Origin of the sequence: Rhizobacter sp. Root1221 (assembly GCF_001425785.1) — a bacterium.
Classification (GTDB): domain Bacteria; phylum Pseudomonadota; class Gammaproteobacteria; order Burkholderiales; family Burkholderiaceae_C; genus Rhizobacter.
In genome coordinates this window covers 37977-56945 of the sequence record NZ_LMDI01000025.1, presented here as the reverse complement: position 1 = coordinate 56945, position 18969 = coordinate 37977, and the positions used below count along the sequence as shown (strand labels likewise).

Below are 18969 nucleotides of genomic sequence, written 5' to 3'. Positions count from 1 at the left end.
TGCACGGCGGCCGCGATGACACACTGAGGTACGCCCGCCGCACCTGATGTGTCACATGCCGTCATCAGCCGCATGACCCCTTCGCCAGACCCCGCACCGCAAGCGCCTGTCCGCAAGGTGCGGCCCAGCGTCAGACCCCAGGTCGCACGGGTGTTCTTCGGTGCGGCCGCGGTGGTCTCCCTGGGCAACGCGGCCATGTATGCCCTGTTGCCACTGCAGATGCGGCCGCTCCCGCAGGCCCTGCTGGTGGCCGCGTGCGTGCTGCTGTGCGGGGTGTTCATCGGGGCCATGTGGCAGGTGCGCGTGTGGCCCGTCGGTGCCGTCATCAACGTGGCCGGGTGGTGTGCCTCCATCGTCGCGGTGCTGTCGGCCGTGGCCACCGGTGAAGGCGTGCACACGCCCAACCTCGCCTACGTGGGGCTGTTCGTGTGCCTCGTGGCGGTGCTGTCGGGCATCCGGGCCGCCGCGATGCTCGCGGTCGCGGGTGAACTGGCCATCGCTGGCCTCGCGGCCGCCCAGTCCTTCGGCCACCTGAACGGTCCGCCGAGCCCGCTGTACACCATCTCCCACGGCATGCTGCTGGCCTCGTCGCTGATCGCAGGTGCCATGATGACCCGCCTCGTGAACCTGGCCCTGAACCAGGCCGACGAACGGGAACAGCGGTTCCGCGGCCTGCTGACCATCGCGGCCGACATGTACTGGGAGGTGGATCAGAACCTTCGCCTGGTCGACGTCGCCGACGACCTCGCGAACGGTTTCTGGCGCCCCGCGCGCTCGCAGGCCGGCATGCTGCCGTGGGACCTCGACGTGGGCATGAGCGAACAGGACCGGTTGACCACCCGCGCCGCGATGCAGGCGCACCACCCGTTTTCCCAGGTGCGGCTGCAGCGCACTGACCGCCAGGGCCGGCTGCGGCAATTTGTCATCAGTGGCCGCCCGCGGTTCGACGAAGGCGGCCAGTTCCTCGGCTACTGGGGCGTGGGCAAGGAGATCACCGGCGAACTGATGGCCCAGCAGGCGGTGCGTGCCAGCGAGAGCCGCTACCAGGAACTCTTCACCCGCTCGCCCACCCCGCTGTTGCTGCACCGGCGCGGGTTCGTGCTGGACGCCAACGAGGCAGCGGCCTACATGTTCGGCCATGCGTCGCCGGCCGCGCTGGCGGGCACGAACCTGCTGCAGCGCTACGAGGCCGGCCCGTCGCGCAACCTGCAGACCCGCCGCCTGGCCGAGCTCGAGCACATGCCGGTGGGCAGTGCCCTCGAGATGATCGACTTCCAGCTGACGTCGGTGCAGGGCAAGCGCCTGACGGCGCAGGCCACCGACGTGCGGGTCAACGAGGTGGACGGCCCCGCCACGCTGTCGATCTTCTACGACATCACCGCGCGGGTGGCCGCCGAGAACGCGTTGCGCCGGTCCGAGGTGATGCTCACGCACATGTTCGCGACGAGCCCCGACTTCATCACGCTGGGCGAACTCGACACCGGCCGCTTCCTGATGGTCAACGAGAGCTTCTCGCGCATCTTCGGGTACACGGCCGAGGAGGTCGTGGGCAAGTCCGCGCTCGACCTGGGCATCTGGTACCACCCGGCGGAACGCGGCCCGCTCCTCGACGCCGTCGCGGCCCACGGCGAGATCCACGAGCTGCCCGTCACGTGCCTCAACAAGGCACGGCAACCCGTGTCGTTGCTGCTGTCGGCCGCGCGCTTCGAACTCGACGGCCGCGAGTACATGGTGGTCAACGGGCGCGACGTGACCGAGACGCAGCGGGTGCAGCACGAACACGAGGCCATGCTGCAGAACGCGCTCATCGGCATCGCGCTCACGCGCGAGGGCCGTTTCGTGCAGGTCAACGACCGCTTCGAGCGCATGTTCGGCTGGGCCCCGGGCGCCCTCGTGGGCCAGGACGAGCAGGTGGTGTGGCTGCACGGCGAAGACCGCGCCGACGACGACACCGGTGCCCCGCTCGAACTCGAACGCGTGATGCGCCGGCGCGACGGCAGCACGTTCATCGGCCGCGTGATGGCGCAGGCCGTGACGTCCCCGCACCCGAGCCTCGACGGCACCATCTGGATCGCCGAGGACATCACGGAACGGCACCAGATCGACCAGGCCCTGGCCGACGCACGCGACCGGGCCGAGGCCGCCAACCGCGCGAAAAGCGCGTTCCTCGCGAACATGAGCCACGAGATCCGCACGCCGCTCAACGGGCTGCTGGGGCTCGCCCGGCTCGCCATGCAGCTGGGCCTGGAGGAACGCCGCCGCCAGCAGTACCTCGCGCAGATCCACGACAGCGCCCAGAGCCTGGCCGGCATCATTTCGGACATCCTCGACCTCTCGAAGATCGAGGCGGGCAAGTTCAGCGTGGAATCGGTCCCGTTCGACCTGCGGGCGCTGCTGGGCGCCGTGCACCACGCGTACCAATCCCTCGCCCATGCGCATTCGCTCGCGCTGCACCTGCACATCGATGAAGCGCTGCCCGGCACCGTGCGCGGCGACCCGCTGCGCCTGCGCCAGATCCTGAGCAACTACATCACCAACGGCCTGAAGTTCACCGCGCGCGGCCATGTGCGCATCTCGGTGTCACCGGCCGGCGACGGGTTCATCCGCTTCAGCGTGCAGGACACCGGCCCGGGCATCGACGCCGACACCCAGATGCGGCTGTTCCAGCCGTTCACGCAGGCCGACGAATCCACGACCCGCCGCTTTGGCGGCACCGGCCTCGGGTTGTCCATCTGCAAGGAACTCGCCGTGCTGATGGGCGGACGTATCGGTGTGGAAAGCCGCGTCGGTGAAGGCAGCCGCTTCTGGGCGGAGTTGCCCATGCCGGAGGCGCAGGCCCCGGTGGCCGGTGTCGACGACGAAGCGCAGGACGTGGCCCGGCTGCAGGGTGTCCATGTGCTGCTCGTGGAGGACAACCCCGTCAACATGCTGATCGGTGTGTCGACGCTCGAGCAGTGGGGCGTGGACGTGGTGCAGGCGAGCGACGGCCGCGAGGCCATCGCGGCGGTGGAACGGGCCGTGGTGGCGCGCCGGCCGTTCGACGTGGTGCTGATGGACGTGCAGATGCCCCACCTGAGCGGCCACGAGGCCGCGCGCCGCCTGCGCGCCGAACACTCGGCCGAGGCGCTCCCCATCATCGCGCTGACGGCAGCGGCGCTGGTGTCCGAACGCGAGGAGGCCATGGCCGCCGGCATGAACGACTTCCTCACCAAACCGCTCGACGCCGTGAAGCTGCGGCAGGCGCTGGTGCGGGTGGTGGAAGGGCATTCGAACTTCGGGGCGTTGCTGCCGCTGGGGTGATGCCCTTGCCAGGGCGGGGCCTCACACGGGCTGCGTCACCCCTTCCCCGTCACCCCCTCGTCACCCCGTCGAACGACGGGGCCCACTCTTCGCTGCGAGCTGCGTTTTCTCGCTGCGCGAGGCCGCGCCGGGACTCGGCCCGGCAGCCGAGTCCCTTCTTTTTCTGGTGAAAAAGAAGGAACCAAGAAAACACCTCAACACCAGCTTCCCAGACCTTTGCCCAGGCGCTTCGCGCTTCGGCTGAGCGGGACTCGCTCGGTGTACGCCGAGGACTCGATCAAGCCAGGACGTCTCTCCACGCCCTGACTCCCGGGGTCTGCCTTCCCAGGCTCCGCACCACCCGTGCCACTCGCGTCACCCTGGACGGGTCTCCGGCTTGGTCATCGATACAGCCGGGCACTGCGCAGGCTTGGCCTCGTCGTTCGTCCGGCCGCAATCATCACAACATCAAAGGCAGTGCCCTCAGCCGCTCTCCTGTCAACGCAAACACCGCATTGGCGACCGCAGGCGCCACTGGTGGCACGCCGGGTTCACCCACGCCGCTGGGCGGGCGTTCGCTGGCGATGAGGTGGGTCTCGATGCGCGGGGTCTCGGCCAGCGTGAGCAACCGGTAGGTGTGGAAGTTGGACTGCTGGACCACGCCGTCGTGGATGTCGATGCGCTGGTGCAGCGCCGCGCACAGGCCGAACACGATGGCCCCTTCCATCTGCTGCGCCACGATGCCGGGATTGACGACGGTGCCCACATCAGCCGCGCACACGACCCGCACCACGCGCGGCTTGCCATCCACCAGCACCACCTCGGCGACGTGCGCGACGATGCTGCCGAAACTCTCGGCCAGCGCCACACCGCGCGCGCGCCCGGGCGGCAAGGGTGACGCCCAGCCGGACTTGTCGGCCACGAGCTTGAGCACCGCGGCGTGCCGCGGCTGGTTCGCGAGCAGGGCCAGGCGGAACGCCAGCGGATCCTGGTGCGCCTGGGCGGCCAGTTCGTCGATGAACCCTTCCGCAAAGAACGCGTTGTGCGAATGGCCCACCGAACGCCAGTAGCCCACCGGCACGCCGCTGTGGGTGGCCACGTGGGCCATGCGCTGGTGGGGGATGTCGTAGGGCTGGTCGAACAGGCCTTCGCTGTTGCTGCGGTCGGGCGTGTCCACGGCAGCCAGCAACGGCAGCGTGCGTTCGAGCCAGCGCGGGGTGATGGCATCCCCCGCGCTGGTGACGGACAACGCGCTGACGGCGCCGTCGGCGTCGAATGCCGCGCGCAAGACGGCCACCGCGGCCGGCCGGTAGAAGTCGTGGGTCAGGTCTTCCTCGCGAGGCCACACGAGCTGCACGGGCCGACCGCTGGTCTCGATGGCGATGCGCACGGCCTGGCCCACGAAGTCGACGTCGAGGCGGCGGCCGAACCCGCCTCCAAGGTACGTGACGTGCAGCGTGACGTCATCCGCGTCGACTCCCGCCACCTGGGCCGCGATGGCACGCGCGGCGGTGGGGAACTGCGTGGGCGCCCAAAGTTCCACCCGCCCGTCGGCCACCCGGGCGGTGCAGTTGATGGGCTCCATGGCCGCGTGCGCCAGGTAGGGCGCGCGGTACACGGCCTCGTGGCGGCTGCTGGCCGCCGCATGCGCCGCCAGGATGTCGCCGCGGTCATGGAACGCGAAACCGCCGCCGGCGTGGTCGGCCTCGCGCGCACGGCGTTCGAGGGTGTCGATCAGTTCGCGGGTGTCAGGGTGCCCGGCGGGCGGACCCCGCCATTCCACGTCGAGCGCCTGCACCCCGCGCCGCGCGTGCCACGTGGTGCGGCCCACCACCGCCACCGCCTCGTGCGAGCCGGCGTACCGGCCCAGGCGCACCACGCGCTCGACACCCGGCAGCGCCAGCGCCGCGGCGGTGTCGGCGCGGCCCGGCGAACCGAACAACATGGGCGCATGGGCCACCACCGCGTAGAGCTGGCCGGGCCGGCGCACATCGAGACCGAAGACCGCGGAGCCGTCTACCTTGGCCGGCAGGTCGGTGCGGGGCGCCGCGGTGCCGATCAGCGACCACGCCTTGCGGTCCTTCACGCGCACGCCGGTGGCCGGCGTGGCGGCGGCAGCGCGGGCAAACTCCCCGAAGTGGCCGCTCGGCCCCGACGGGTGGCTGATGATGCCGTTGTCGATGGCCAGGTCGGCCACGGGCAGCTTCCACTGCAACGAGGCCGCGCCGAGCAGCTGGGCACGCGCGGTGGCCGCGGCCAGGCGCAGCACGTCCCATGCGTCGCTCACGCTCGACGACCCGCCGGTGATGGACACGCCGAGCTCGGTGGCCACCTTGCCCACCAGCCAGCGGCTGCCCCGCACCACGGCGGCAGGCGATTCGGCATCGATGGCCGACGGATGGATGGGCAACGACGCCACGAACAGCGCCACGTTGCCGTGGATGCGGTCCGGGCCGGCCGGCACCAGGCGCACGGCCGCCAGCGGCACGTCGAGTTCCTCGGCCACCAGCATCGTCAGCGCCGTGTGCACCCCCTGCCCCATTTCGCTGCGTGGCATGGCCAGGTGCACGACCCCATCGGGCGTCACCTTGAGCCACCCGTTGAGCGCCACGACACCGCCGTCGGCCACCGCACGGGACGCACTGCCCAGGCGGCTGCGCGGCGGCAGCGCGCCCCACCCCACCAGCAGGGCCCCGGTGGCGGTGAGGCCGCCCAGCAGCAGGCTGCGCCGATTCATCGGGACACCCCGGTGCGCAACTGCCGCGCCGCCGCCTTGATGGCCTCGCGGATGCGCGGGTAGGTGCCACAGCGGCACAGGTTGGTGATGGCGGCGTCGATGTCGGCGTCGCTCGGGTCGCGGTTTTTCGCGAGCAGCGCCGCTGCCGCCATCAGCATGCCGCTCTGGCAATAGCCGCACTGGGGCACCTGGTGGGCAAGCCACGCCTGCTGCAACGGATGGGGCCGATCGGGCGCGCCCAGCGCCTCGATCGTATACACATTTTTTCCCTGAACCGCCGACAACGGCGTGACACACGACCGCGTGGCCTGCCCGTCGACGTGCACCGTGCAGGCGCCGCACGCTCCCACCCCACACCCGTATTTCGTGCCCGTGAGGTTCAGCACGTCACGCAGCACCCACAGCACGGGCATGTCGGCCGCGACGGCGTCGTCGGGCAGCGGGCGGGTGTGACCGTTGAGGAGGAGGTTCATGCGTCAAGCCGGTGCATCGCCGGGTGCGGAAGGCTGTTGGGGCATTCTGACGCCAAGCCGCCCCGGCCCCCTCGTGAACGGCGGCACGAAAACAACGAATGTGACAATCGGGTACGCCAATTGCATACAAGCCGTTCGCGACTTCCGCCACCTTCGACATACCCATCTGGAGTTCCCTCTCATGAGCCGTTCCCTCCGTGCCGTTGCCCTCGCTGCGGCGTCCGTGTGCGCCTGCGCGTCTGCTGCCGCGCAATCCACCGTCACCCTCTATGGCCTGATGGACGCCTCGGTGCGGTCGTACCAGACCGCCGGTTCGGTCAAGAACAAGGAAGTCTCGAGTGGCGACATGACCACGAGCTTCGTCGGCTTCAAGGGCGCCGAGGACCTGGGCGGCGGCATCAGCGCGGTCTTCATGATCGAGCACTTCCTGCGTCCCGACGAGGGTGCCGCCGGCCGCTTCAACGGCGACGCCTTCTGGGCCCGCAGCGCCTACGTGGGCCTGAAAGGGGCCTACGGCGCCACCACGCTTGGCCGCAACACCACGCCGTTCTTCGTGTCGACACTCGCGTTCAACCCGTTCGGCGATTCGTTCTCGTACTCACCCAGCATCCTGCACTACTTCCAGACCGGCGGCGCCTTGATCGGTGACTCGGGCTGGAACAACTCCATCGCGTACAGCAGCCCGAGCCTCAATGGCCTGAGCGTGAACCTGCTGGCCAACACCGATGAAAACGCCGTGGGGCAGAAGGGCAACAACTTCGGCGGCAACGTGCTGTACTTCAGCAGCGGCTTCTCGGGCACCGTGGCCTACCAGAAGGTCAAGAACGCGAACGGCGGCCTTGCAGCGGGCATCGACAACCAGGATTCGGTGCAGCTCGGCGTCACCTACGACTTCGGCGTGGTCAAGCTGTTCGGCCAGGCCGGCCAGGTCGAGAACGACGGCACCGCCGAACTCAAGACGAAGATCTACCAGCTCGGCGCCACCGTGCCCATCGGCAACGGCAAGGCCCAGTTCGCCTACGGCCAGTCGAAGGCGCAAGGCGCCAGCACCGACGTGACCCGCAAGACCACGACGGTGGGCTACGACTACAACCTGTCGAAGCGCACCGAGGTCTACGCCGTCTACATGAACGACAAGCAGACCGGCTTGAACAGCGGCAACAGCGTCGGCGCCGGCATCCGCCTCACGTACTGACCCCCGTTCGACCCTCCCGCCAGAGCGGCGCCTTCGGGCACCGTTTTGCATGGGGCGGCCGGGGCAGGCACACTGTCGCTTTGCGCCAATTCCCTGCCCCATGAGTGCCACCGTCGAGATCCTGCCCGCATCGGGCGCCCCGCAACTGCTGTTCGTGCTGTTCCACGGTGTGGGGCTGAACGCCGACGCGATGAAACCGCTGGCCGAGGCGCTGGCTGCCGAGTACCCGCAGGCCGCGGTGGTGTCGGTGAACGCCCCCAGGCCCTACGAGGGCCCCACGTCGGGCCGGCCGGGCTACCAGTGGTTCTCGCCGATGGGCCTCACCGAAGACCTGCGCCGGGAACGGGTGGCTGCCGCCCTGCCCGAGTTCACCAGCGTGGTGCGCTCGCTGGCCATGCGGTTCCAGCTGCCGTGGCAGCACACCGCGATCTTCGGGTTTTCGCAGGGCGCCATCCTGGCACTCGAAGCCGTGCAGGCCGAGCCCCACCTGGCGGGCCGCGTCATCGCGTTCTGCGGCCGCCATGCCACCCCGCCCGAACACGCACCGGAAGACACCACGGTGCACCTGCTGCACGGCCTGCTCGACCAGGTGGTACCTCCGGGCCCCGCCATCGACTCCGCCGAACGCCTGGTGGCCCTGGGCGGCGACGTGACGGCCGACGTGCTGCCCGGCGTCGCGCACGAGCTGCACCCGCAGCTGATCGCCAAGGCCATCGAGCAGTTGCGCACCTTCATCCCGAAGAAGGTGTGGCGCGAGGCCATGAGCGAGGCGCCGGTGCTGCCGCGCCAGGCGTCGAGCACCGAACTGGGCCGCGACGACGACTGAACGCGGCGCCCAGGCGGGCGGCGCCGGGCACGTCAGCCGCTCAGCGCCGGGCGCTGCCCAACATCGCCGCGACGGCGTCCTGCCGCACCCGCTGCAGTTCGCCGCTGGCCTGCATGCTGCGAAGGACCTGCTCGATGCGAGGCACCAGCGCGCGGTGCCGCTCGTGCAGGAAGTGGTGCAGCGGGATGTTCTGGAGCGGCGGATCGACCACCCGCACGACCCCGCCGAGGCCCAGGCGCTGGATGATCAGCAGGCCGCTGAAGCGGTCGTTGACCGCCACCTCGTAGCGGCCCGCGGCGAGCGCCTGCATCAGCTGATCCATCGTGCTGACCGCCTCGACACGCGACATTCCCCGGGTGCCGGCCTCCGACGAGCCGACGCCGCGGACGATGCCCACCGAGTGCGGCGCGAGCGAGGGCCAGCCCTCGGCGCGCAGCGCCACGTCCTTCACGAAGGCCGACGGCTCGATGTAGTTGAACGAAGGATGCAGCGGGATCAGCGTGGGGTACTGCGTCTGCACCGCGAGGATGCGCTGCACTTCGCCGTCGACGCGTCCCTCGCTCGACTCGAGCAGCGAGCGCTTGGCCGGCAGGTCGACGAACTCGACCGGGATCCCGAGCCGACCGTAGACCACCTTCAGGATCTCGGCGCCGAGCGCCTGGTCCGGCACGTTCTCCAGGCGCGCCAGCCGCAGTGCCGGCTGGGCACGCGCGATGCCGAACGGCGCCAACAGGCACGCGCCGCCGAGGGCCGCGAGGCGCCGTCGCGTCACGCCGGATCGCGAGGGCACGAGAGAGGATCGTTGATGCATGCGAACTCCTTCAGGTCATTCCCGCAGGCGAGGCCGCCTGCTGGCTGTGCCACGCTTCGAGGCCGTCCAGGATCGGCCGGATCGTGCCGGACACGTCGTCGAGCCGGGCGAGCACCCGGGGGTCGCTGCCGGCCGTGCAGGCTTCCTCCAGTGCGCGGGCGCGCTCCTGCAATCCATGCATGCCCAGCGTGCCGGCCACGGACTGCAGGTCGTGCGCCATGCGCCGTGCCCGATCCGCGTCGCCGGTGGCACAAGCGTCGGTGAACTGCGTGACGAAGTCGCGATAGGCGGCGAGGAAGCGCAGCAGCGTGCGCCTGAACACCGGCTCATCGCCGCCAAGCCGGTCGAGTGCGGCGTTCGCATCGATGCCCGGCAGCGCGTGGACGCCGGCGGCCGATGCGGCCGGCGCCTGCGGTGCCGGCGGCGAAGCGGCGGCGCGCATCGGTGCGATCCATCGAACCAGCGTCCCGAAGAGCTGCTCGATGTCGATCGGCTTGGCGATGTGGTCGTTCATCCCGCACGCGAGCACCTTCTCCTTGTCGCCGACCATCGCGTTGGCCGTCATCGCGATCACCGGCAGGTCACGCAGCTCGGCGCGCTCGCGCAACGCGCGGGTGGCGGCGTAGCCGTCCATCACCGGCATCTGGCAGTCCATCAGGACGGCGTCGAAGCGGCTCTCGCGCAAGGCCTCGAGCGCCTCGCGCCCGTCGCAAGCGACCTCCACCGTGATGCCTTCGCGGCGCAGCAGGTCGAGCGCGAGTTCGCGGTTGATCTCGTTGTCCTCGACGAGCAGCAGGCGCGCGCCCTTCAGCTGGGCCCGGTTCGCCGTCTGGACGCCCTTGCGCCGCACGGACCTCGGCGGGGCCGGCGACGCGAAGCCCAGCGCCCGGCAGCAGGCGTCGAGCAGCGTCGACGGCGTCACCGGCTTGTGCAGCATGCCGTCCACCCGGACGCCAGACTCGTCGATGCGCCGCACCACCTCCTCGCGCGAGAAGGCCGTGAGCATCAGCACGGTGGGCGGCCGCGCGCCGGGCGCAGCGGTCCCGGCGATGCGGCGGGCGCATTCGACGCCGTCCATGCCCGGCATCTTCCAGTCGAGCAGGATGAAGTCGTACGGTCGGCCGCGGCTCTGCTCGCGGGCCACCTTCGCGAGTGCCTCGCTGCCGTCCGCGGCGACGTCGGGCCGCAAGCCGAGCGAGGTGAGCATTTCGGCGAGCACTTCGCGCGCCGCCGCGTTGTCGTCGACGGCAAGTGCGCACCTGCCGCGCAGACCGTCCGCACGCAGCGGTGTCGCGGCCGCGGTTGCGGGCTGCAGTTCCATGCGGAGCGTGAAGAAGAAGCGGCTACCCCGGCCCGGCTCGCTCGCCATCTCGAGTTCGCCGCCCAGCAGGCGCACAAGCTGGCGGCAGATCGCCAGGCCAAGGCCGGTGCCGCCGTAGCGCCGGCTGGTCGATGCGTCGGCCTGCTCGAACGGCAGGAACAGCCGCTGCTGCTGGTCCGCATCGATGCCCACGCCGGTGTCGCGCACCTCGAAGCGCAGTGCGACCCAGCCGTCGCCGCGTTCGGCCACCGACAGCGCCAGGATCACCTCGCCCCGCTCGGTGAACTTGACCGCGTTGCTTCCCAGGTTCAGGAGCACCTGGCCGAGGCGCAGCGAATCCCCGATCAGCGCGGTCGGCAGGTCCGGCGGCTCGACGAACAGCAGCTCCAGCCCCTTCTCCTCGGCCTTCAGTCCGACGACATGGGCGAAGTTGTCGAGCACCGCGCCGAGGTCGAGGTCGGCACGTTCGATGTCCAGCTTGCCGGCCTCGATCTTCGAGAAGTCGAGGATGTCGTTGACGATGCCGAGCAGCGCCTCGGCCGAGGCGTTGATCTTGCGGACGTAGTTCTCCTGTCGCGCGCTGAGCCCGGTCTGCAGCGCCAGGTGCGACATGCCGAGGATGGCGTTCATCGGCGTGCGGACCTCGTGGCTCATGTTCGCGAGGAAATCGCTTTTCGCGCGGTTGGCGATCTCGGCGCGCTCCTTGGCGTCCTCGAGCTGCGCGGTGCGATCCTGGACCGCGTGCTCCAGCGTGTCCAGATGCTCGCGCAGCCGCAGCGTCGACCGGTCCAGCGCATCGGCCATCGTGTTGACCCGCTCCCCGAGCCGGCCGAACTCGTCGTGGCTTCGCACGTCGCAGCGGGCGGTCAGGTCACCCGACGAAATGCGGTCGATCGTGGCCTGCATCTGCACGATCGGCCGGGTCACCAGGCGGCGCAGCAGCCAGAAGGTGACGACGTAGACCACCAGCATCACGGTGACGATCAACGCGGCGATCGTGGTGCGAGCCTCCTCGAGCGCGCGCTCGGCGATGGCGCGTGTGAACGCGGCCTCCACTTCGCCGAGCGTCTGCGGCGGTCCGCCGGGCGGCGTGTAGACGATCGGGCGGCGGTGGATCACCGCGCGCGACAGATCCGCATCGGGCTGTCGCACGACCTCGGCGACGGTGCCGTGGTTGACCGCCGTCACGCGGATATGCACGACCTCCGGGTTGGAGGCGACCGCCTCGAGCTGGCCCTTGATGGAGCCCCAGTCGACCGTCCAGAGCGTGGACACGAGCGAGCGGCTGAAGAGGGCCGCGATCCGCTCGGCGCGCGCATCGAGCTCATGCATGCGCCGCTCACGCTCACGCCCGGTCAGCAGCGCGACCGAGACGACGGCCATCACGCAGACGACCACCGCGAGCGCAAGCATCAGCTTCGTGTGCAAACTGGCTGCGCGAAGACTGGTTGGCATGGCCCCTCGCCGGGCGGAGCCCGGGCGTCGTTTAGGTACTGATTTTCCCGGGTTTGTCAGCGCGACGTACCCGTGTTTTCTCTCCCCTGCACAGCGTGCGCCACGTCGAATCGAGATCGAAACCTTGGCGAACCTGTTGCGAACGCAGCTTCGACCCGCGACCGGGGGCGTGAGTTCGAAACATCCTGGCGTTCCTGGATCAGCGCGCTCCCGGCGCCATCGTCGGACCGGGGCTCAACGCCCCACCCCATCCACGAACACTTTCAGTTCCCCCGCGCGCATCTGCGTCCACGCCTCGTCCTGCGTGAGCGGTTCCGTGACCACGATGGCCACCCGGTCGTCCGGCGTGGTGACGTCGGAGAAGTCGACGCTCATGTCCTCGTCTTGCAGGCGGGCGCGGCCGAACGGGTGGCGGCGTTCGATGTAGTGGAGGTTCGTGGAGCAGTGGGCCCACAAGGCCTGGCCGTTGCTCAGCATGAAGTTGAACGTGCCATGGCGCGCGGCCTGCGGCGCGAGTTCGGCCAGCGTGGCGGTGAGCTCATCGATGGACGGGACGCTCGCGTGCGCCTTCGAGAGTTCCTGCATCAGCCAGCAGAAGGCGCGTTCGCTGTCGGTGGACCCCACCGGGCGGAACGCGGCGTGCAGGCGCGGGTGGAAGTCGACGAGGTTGCCGTTGTGGGCGAACACCCAGTAGCGCCCCCACAGCTCGCGCACGAACGGGTGGGTGTTCTCGAGCAGCACGGCCCCCTGCGTGGCCTTGCGGATGTGGGCAATGATGTGGCTGCTGCGGATGGGGTAGCTGCGCACCATCTGCGCAACCGGCGACGTGCTCGCGCTTTGTGCATCGACGAACAGGCGCACGCCCGCCCCTTCGAAGAACGCGATGCCGAAGCCGTCCTTGTGTTCCTCGGCGCGCCGCGCGAACCCGGTGAAGCTGAACACCAGGTCGGTGGCGGTATTGGCGTTCATGCCCAGCAGTTGGCACATGGTCGAGTCACCGGAGGAACAGTTTCGCCATGCCACGCAGGCTGACGAGGCTGCCGGGGTTGCTGGTTTCGTCGAGCACGCCGCTCATGCGCTCGACGAGCCGGGGGTTCTGGCGGGCCCGCCACACGAGCAGGTCCATCAGCCACGGGTGCGCGTTGACGTGGTTCGCGCGTTCGTACAGGTCGAACCGGGGCTTGAGGCGCTTCAGGCTGTTGTCGTAGTCGCTGCGGATCATCTCGTCGTCGCCCGAACCGAGGATGGCCTCGGCGCACAGCATGCCGGTCTCCAACGCCTTGCCGATGCCTTCGCCCGTGAACGAGTAGGTGCTGCCGGCCGCCTCGCCGGTGACGAGCAGGCCGTCACGCGACCACGCCGACCCTTCCAGCGTGAAACGCAGCGGCGCCCCCTTCAGCTCGCCCTCCAGCTGGCCGCCGGCCATCAGCTCGCGGGCCGGCGGGTAGATGGTGGTGAACGTGTCGAAGATCTCGCGCAGGTTGGCGTCGCCGCGCTTCCTGGCGCCCCCACCGGCGAGCGCGCGGTGGCTCTGGGCCACGCCCACGCCGATGTTGAAGAGGCCGTCGCCACACGGGAAGATCCAGCCGTAGCCGGGGCGCAGCGTGCGGTCCCAGACGATGTCGAGGGACTCGAGCTTGCCCTCCATCGCCGCGTTGCGCACGTAGCCGCGCAACGCGACGCCGCTCGGCAACTGCCGCTCGCACACGCCGGCCGCCATCAGGGCCTGCGGTACGGCGCCGGTGGCGAGCACCACCCAGCGGGCCCGCACGTCGCGCACGGTCTGGCCGCCACGCAGGCGCGCCCCCACCACACGGCCCGCCTCGACCAGCGGCTCGACGAACCGGGCCGGCGCCACCATGCGCGCCCCCGACAGCACGGCGGCGCGGCACAGCATGTCGTCGAGCACCCGGCGCGGCAGCACGGCCAGCGAGCCCGGCACGTCGACACGCCCGCCACGCGGCGCCACGCATCCCACGTGGGCCACGCGGCGCGCCTTGGCCATCACCGCGCGGAACATGCCCAGGCGCCGCAGCGCGGCTTGGGCGTCGGGGATCAGCGCGTCACCGCACACCTTGTCGCGCGGGAACGTGTGCTGGTCCACCAGCACCACGTCGAGCCCGCCATGGGCGAGCTGGATGGCCGCGGCGCTGCCGGCCGGGCCGGCGCCGACAACGAGGACATCACACGAAGGAGGCAGGTGCTCGGCAGACAGGTTCATGAACGCGACCCCGGTGCGGGATGGGCTTGGTAGATGGCAGGGTCGAATTGTCGCGTGCGGCGCCAGTATTTCCACGTGAAATCGGGCCACAGCGTGTCGATTCGGCCGTCGGCCGACTGGTACCAGCTGCGGCAGCCCCCGGACGCCCACACCGTGCCCTTCATGCGCCGCTGCACGCCGGCGTAGCTCGCGGCCGCCGCGTCCTCCCGCACCTCCACGGCGCCGGGCTGGGCGGCGAGGTGGCGCACGGCCCGCACGACATGGTTCATCTGGGCCTCGAGCATGAACACGATGGAGTTGGAGCCGAGGCCCGTGCCGGGCCCGAGCAGCGTGAACAGGTTCGGGAAGCCGGGGGTCGAGATGCCCAGCCACGTGGTCGCGGCGCGCATCCACTGCGCCGCCAGGTCCCGGCCGCCGCGGCCCCGGGTGTGGGTGAGCGCGGTGACGACAAACCCGGTGCCGAACACGATCGCATCGGCCGGGTGCAGCTGCCCGTCGCGCGTGACGATGCCCTCGGGCACGATGCGGTCGATGCCCTCGGTCACCAGCGACACATCGCGCCGCTGCAGCGTCGGGTACCAGGTGTCGCTCACGAGCACGCGTTTGCAACCGGTGGCATAGCCGGGCATGGCGCGGGCGATCAAGTCCGGGTCGCTCAGCTGGCGGTGCAGATGGCGCAGCGCCACGCGCCGCATCAGCCAAGCCATGCCGCGGTGGCCCAGGAACCCGGCCGTGACGACCTCGTTGAACGCCCAGATGCGCCACCGGTTGGCCCGCAGCAACCCCGGCACGCGGCGGTGCAACCAGCGCCGGAACGGGCCGTACGGGGTGTCCGGACGGGGCATGACCCACGGGGCGGTGCGCTGGAACACGGTCAGGTGCGCGGTGACCGGCGCCAGCGCCGGGGCGATCTGCACCGCGCTCGCGCCGGTGCCGATCAGGGCCACACGCCGGCCAGCGAGGTCCACGTCGTGGCGCCAACGGGCCGAATGGAACACCGGCCCGGTGAAGCTCGCGAGCCCCGGCAGGTCGGGCAGCTTCGGGTTCACGAGGGCCCCGATGCCGCTCACCAGCACATCGGCCTCCAGCACGTCACCGCCGGCGAGGTGAACCTGCCAGACCTGCCGCGTGTCGTCCCACACCGACCGTTCCACCTCCGTGTGCAGCCGCAGGTGCGGGCGCAGGCCGTGGGTGTCGGCGATGTGGTTCAGGTACGCGAGGATCTGCGGCTGCTGCGCATAGGGCCGGGACCAGTCGAACTGCGTGTCGAACGAAAACGAGTACAGGTGCGACGGCACGTCGCAGGCGCAGCCGGGGTACGTGTTGTCGCGCCAGGTGCCCCCCACTTCGGCGCCTCGGTCGACGATGGTGAGCCGCTGGAAGCCCTCCCGCTTGAGGCGCACTGCAGCCCCCAGTCCCGCGAACCCGGCGCCGAGGATCAGGATGCGCAGGTCACGCCGGGTCACGCGATGGCTCCGCGGCGAGTTTCATGCGACAGGAGCCACAGCGCGTTGGCGGAGAGCGCCGCCGGGTGAAAGCAAAATGTTGGCTCACGAAGTCATCGTACCCGCCCAGCGCCCAAGGTCGGGGCCGAGCCCCAATCGCCTGGTTCTTGTTCCTGCGCTTCTGCATTGGTTCGTTCGCGTTTCCGATACGGTGCTTCGGAAGAATTTCGGATCATCGAAACATTGCAAATCAGGCTGAAGCAGCATCATGGGCAACTGCATCGGGCGGGCAAACGCCACGTCGGGCGGCACATCCGGCACGAATCGGTCAGTTCGGCAACCCGACAGCTCCCACGTTGGCAGAACGCAGGATCGGCGTGACCAGGGCGGTCCGTTGGCCGGCCTGTCTTCGCGGAACCGGGCAACGACATCCCGAACGAATGAACAAGTGCAAGAACAAGCTGCCAATGTGATTGGTCGCCATGTGCGCGCGCACATCGCCAAGCCGGCCTATCAGGGAATGCGGGCGGGCATCGTATTTTCGGTAGCGCCGGGACTCTTGCGCAAGGCGGGCTTGCTGGGTCCCAAAGAAGCGCTGACCGTCGACAAGCTGTCTTCGATCAACATCTCTCGATTGCGAAAGCGCCTGGGAAAGCTGAACCAAGGTGAAGTCGACTTCTTCGATCGTTTCACGCGCCAGCAGTTCTTCGCCACCCATTTCACTGATGCGAAACTTGATCACCCTTCGTCCAGTGTCAGCACGATGTCGCTCTTTTCCCGGAGCAAACTCGATCAGCGCGGGATCAGCTTCAATCAGGACAACACAACCCATACGGACCGCCACATCAAAGGAGACCAAGACTTCGTCTTCTTTTCGCTTGAATGTGGCGAGGAACCGCAGAAATTGAGTAGCCGTTTCGGCAAGACGTTATACCGGGTACCCTTCGACGCCCCGGTATTCCGGCAAGTTGCGTGGGGCACCCTGGACGACATCATCGTTGACGTGGATGAACACAAGAACATCGACCGCTACATCCCGGGGCTCAACGACGCCGAACGCGACGTGATTCGCAAAGAGATCGGATACGGTCGCAACTGGCGAGACTACCTGAACGATCCGGAGGCCTTGAACGACATATTCAGCGGCGAGGACTTTATCGCTGGGACCGCCTTCTCTCTCATCAGCAAGCTGAGGACGGTCAACGAAAAGCTGTCATCTCTGCCATCGTCGAAGTCCGCGCCGACTGCCGCCCGCCCTTTGGCCGAATCGCTTCTTGATAGCGATTCGGCGCAAAGCATGAACGCGCTGTTGTCTGTATTCCACCGCCCGGAAATCCGGGTGCCGGTTCACTTCTTTTCTTCGAACTTCGAGAAGTTCACAGGTGATGAACTCGAACAGATGAAATGAGAACTTCGCAACGCCTGGTCTGATCGACGAGCCACATCGCAGCCGCAGATCAAACCACCCGCGAGCCCGGGTTCCGCCGGGCACCCCGGGTCGCCCGATCAGATTTCTTCGTAGAGGGGCAACGTCAGGAACTCCTCGAAGGCATCCTGCGTCGACATCGTCGTGAAGATCTCCGCCGCGCGGTCGAACTTGCCCTCGAACCCACCCGCCTTGATCTTGGCCAGTTCTTCCGGCACCAGCGCGCGCACGAGGTCGGCGGTGACCTTGCGGCCGTCATCGAGTACCCCCTTCGGCGAGCGGATCCACTGCCACACCTGCGAACGGCTGATCTCGGCGGTGGCTGCGTCTTCCATCAGGTTGTGGATGGGCACGCAGCCGTTGCCCGCGAGCCAGGCGCCGAGGTAGTGGATGCCGACGTTGATGTTCATGCGCAGGCCGAACTCGGTGATCGGGGCTTCCGGCTGGAAGTTCAGCAGGTCGGCGGCGGTCACCTGGACGTCCGGACGCTGCTTGTCGAACTGGTTCGGGCGGTCACCCAGCACCGCGACGAATTCCTTCATCGCCGGTTCCACGAGGCCCGGGTGGGCCACCCAGCCGCCGTCGTAGCCGTCGGTGGCGTCGCGCTTCTTGTCGCCGATGATGCCGGCCATCGCGACCGCGTTCTTTTCCGGGTCGTTCTTGATCGGGATCAGCGCGCTCATGCCGCCCATCGCGGGGGCGCCACGCTGGTGGCAGGTCTTGAGCAGCAGCAGCGCGTAGGCGCGCATGAACGGCGCGGTCATCGTGACCTTGGCGCGGTCGGCCAGGCAGAAGTCGCGGTCGACCTTGAACTTCTTGATGCAGCTGAAGATGTAGTCCCAGCGGCCGGCGTTCAGGCCGGCGCTGTGTTCGCGCAGCTCGTACAGGATCTCGTCCATCTCGAAGGCCGCGTTGATCGTCTCGATCAGCACGGTGGCCTTGATGGTGCCCTGGGGCAGGCCGATGGCGTTCTGCGCCGCCACGAACACGTCGTTCCACAGGCGCGCCTCGAGGTGGCTTTCCATCTTCGGCAGGTAGAAGAACGGGCCGTCGCCGCGGGCGATCTGCTCCTTGGCGTTGTGGAACAGGAATAGCGCGAAGTCGAAGATGCCGCCGCTGACACGCTGGCCATCGATGGTCACGTGCTTCTCGTCGAGGTGCCAGCCGCGCGGGCGCACCTGCAGCGTGGCGATCTTGTCGTTCAGCTTGTACGACTTGCCGTTCTGCTCCAGCGTCAGCGTGCGGCGGATGGCCTGGCCCAGGTTGATCTGGCCCTGGATCTGGTTGGACCACAGCGGGGAGTTGCTGTCCTCGAAGTCGGTCATGTAGCTGTCGGCGCCCGAGTTGAACGCGTTGATGACCATCTTCGCGTCGACGGGGCCGGTGATCTCCACGCGGCGGCAGTGCAGCGCCTTCGGGATCGGGGCCACCTTCCAGTCGCCTGCACGGATGTGGGCGGTCTCGGGCAGGAAGTCGAGCTTCGCACCGGCGTCCAGCTGCTTGACCCGTTCGACCCGCTTGGCCAGCAAGGCCTGGCGGGTGGGTTCGAACTGGCGGTGCAGCGCCGCGACGAGTTCCAGCGCGGGCAGCGTCAGGATGGACTCGAAGCCAGGCAGGATCGGCGCGTTGATCTGCATGCCTTGGGGCAGGGAGAGGCTCATGGTGCGGTCTTTCAGCGAGGAGTTGAAACGGGGGGCGCCCTGCGGCGCATCAGTCCTTCCACTCTATTCGAGACGCAGGCTTTCATTAAGAACCTGCAAAGTCGTTGATTTGTGACTTT

Annotated in this window: 12 protein-coding genes; 4 read left to right on the top strand and 8 right to left on the bottom strand. The window is 68.9% G+C overall.

The genetic code is table 11. The annotated features are described in order from the left end of the window. Window positions 1-72 precede the first annotated feature (72 nt). Entirely contained in the window at window positions 73-3300 is a 3228-nt protein-coding gene (locus tag ASC87_RS18660) for a PAS domain S-box protein (protein ID WP_082568740.1), read from the top strand. Window positions 3301-3739: 439 nt separating this feature from the next. Here ASC87_RS18660 and ASC87_RS18655 read toward each other — a convergent pair whose 3' ends face one another. Both ASC87_RS18655 and ASC87_RS18650 read right to left on the bottom strand, forming a co-directional pair. Beyond that, a complete protein-coding gene (locus ASC87_RS18655; RefSeq protein WP_056665467.1) occupies window positions 3740-6016 on the bottom strand; it encodes a xanthine dehydrogenase family protein molybdopterin-binding subunit in 2277 nt (758 codons plus the stop codon). Continuing rightward, the gene (locus tag ASC87_RS18650; protein WP_235582208.1) at window positions 6013-6429 is read right to left on the bottom strand and encodes a (2Fe-2S)-binding protein; all 417 of its coding nucleotides are present in this window, start codon (window positions 6427-6429) and stop codon (window positions 6013-6015) included. The genes ASC87_RS18655 and ASC87_RS18650 overlap by 4 nt, the downstream gene beginning before the upstream one ends. 241 nt (window positions 6430-6670) lie before the next feature. Between ASC87_RS18650 and ASC87_RS18645 the strand changes: the two genes are divergently transcribed. Both ASC87_RS18645 and ypfH read left to right on the top strand, forming a co-directional pair. Beyond that, on the top strand, window positions 6671-7684 hold the full coding sequence (locus ASC87_RS18645) for a porin (RefSeq protein WP_056665461.1): 1014 nt from the start codon (window positions 6671-6673) through the stop codon (window positions 7682-7684). Between the two features lie 100 nt (window positions 7685-7784). Then, window positions 7785-8510, top strand: a complete 726-nt coding sequence (gene ypfH, locus ASC87_RS18640) for an esterase (RefSeq protein WP_056665458.1) — start codon at window positions 7785-7787, stop codon at window positions 8508-8510. A 40-nt stretch (window positions 8511-8550) separates the two neighbouring features. Here the strand turns inward: ypfH and ASC87_RS18635 are convergent, their stop codons facing one another. From ASC87_RS18635 to ASC87_RS18615, 5 genes are all read right to left on the bottom strand, one after another. Next, complete coding sequence (locus ASC87_RS18635; RefSeq protein WP_082568738.1) at window positions 8551-9321, bottom strand: ABC transporter substrate-binding protein; 771 nt, start codon at window positions 9319-9321, stop codon at window positions 8551-8553. Window positions 9322-9331: 10 nt separating this feature from the next. Beyond that, window positions 9332-12097: a hybrid sensor histidine kinase/response regulator gene (locus ASC87_RS18630; RefSeq protein ID WP_082568737.1), complete on the bottom strand. Its 2766-nt coding sequence runs from the start codon at window positions 12095-12097 to the stop codon at window positions 9332-9334. 234 nt (window positions 12098-12331) lie between these two features. Then, a complete protein-coding gene (locus ASC87_RS18625) occupies window positions 12332-13084 on the bottom strand; it encodes a class II glutamine amidotransferase (RefSeq protein WP_056665448.1) in 753 nt (250 codons plus the stop codon). Window positions 13085-13091: 7 nt separating this feature from the next. After that, a complete protein-coding gene (locus ASC87_RS18620) occupies window positions 13092-14318 on the bottom strand; it encodes an NAD(P)/FAD-dependent oxidoreductase (protein WP_056665445.1) in 1227 nt (408 codons plus the stop codon). Beyond that, window positions 14315-15784, bottom strand: a complete 1470-nt coding sequence (locus ASC87_RS18615; protein ID WP_056665442.1) for an NAD(P)/FAD-dependent oxidoreductase — start codon at window positions 15782-15784, stop codon at window positions 14315-14317. The genes ASC87_RS18620 and ASC87_RS18615 overlap by 4 nt, the downstream gene beginning before the upstream one ends. 247 nt (window positions 15785-16031) lie before the next feature. Here ASC87_RS18615 and ASC87_RS18610 point away from each other — a divergent pair, with 247 nt between their 5' ends. Continuing rightward, window positions 16032-17171 carry a hypothetical protein gene (locus ASC87_RS18610; RefSeq protein WP_157604125.1) on the top strand — a complete coding sequence of 380 codons (1140 nt, stop codon included), beginning with the start codon at window positions 16032-16034 and terminating at the stop codon, window positions 17169-17171. Between the two features lie 98 nt (window positions 17172-17269). Here ASC87_RS18610 and aceB read toward each other — a convergent pair whose 3' ends face one another. Next, window positions 17270-18850 carry a malate synthase A gene (aceB, locus tag ASC87_RS18605; protein WP_056665437.1) on the bottom strand — a complete coding sequence of 527 codons (1581 nt, stop codon included), beginning with the start codon at window positions 18848-18850 and terminating at the stop codon, window positions 17270-17272. Between the last annotated feature and the right edge of the window lie 119 nt (window positions 18851-18969).

Coding starts and splice junctions, on each gene's coding strand:
- ASC87_RS18660 (WP_082568740.1), top strand. CDS start 73: ATGACCCCTTCGCCAGACCCCGCACCGCAAGCGCCTGTCCGCAAGGTG.
- ASC87_RS18655 (WP_056665467.1), bottom strand. CDS start 6,016: ATGAATCGGCGCAGCCTGCTGCTGGGCGGCCTCACCGCCACCGGGGCC.
- ASC87_RS18650 (WP_235582208.1), bottom strand. CDS start 6,429: ATGCCCGTGCTGTGGGTGCTGCGTGACGTGCTGAACCTCACGGGCACG.
- ASC87_RS18645 (WP_056665461.1), top strand. CDS start 6,671: ATGAGCCGTTCCCTCCGTGCCGTTGCCCTCGCTGCGGCGTCCGTGTGC.
- ypfH (WP_056665458.1), top strand. CDS start 7,785: ATGAGTGCCACCGTCGAGATCCTGCCCGCATCGGGCGCCCCGCAACTG.
- ASC87_RS18635 (WP_082568738.1), bottom strand. CDS start 9,321: ATGCATCAACGATCCTCTCTCGTGCCCTCGCGATCCGGCGTGACGCGA.
- ASC87_RS18630 (WP_082568737.1), bottom strand. CDS start 12,097: ATGCCAACCAGTCTTCGCGCAGCCAGTTTGCACACGAAGCTGATGCTT.
- ASC87_RS18625 (WP_056665448.1), bottom strand. CDS start 13,084: ATGTGCCAACTGCTGGGCATGAACGCCAATACCGCCACCGACCTGGTG.
- ASC87_RS18620 (WP_056665445.1), bottom strand. CDS start 14,318: ATGAACCTGTCTGCCGAGCACCTGCCTCCTTCGTGTGATGTCCTCGTT.
- ASC87_RS18610 (WP_157604125.1), top strand. CDS start 16,032: ATGGGCAACTGCATCGGGCGGGCAAACGCCACGTCGGGCGGCACATCC.
- aceB (WP_056665437.1), bottom strand. CDS start 18,850: ATGAGCCTCTCCCTGCCCCAAGGCATGCAGATCAACGCGCCGATCCTG.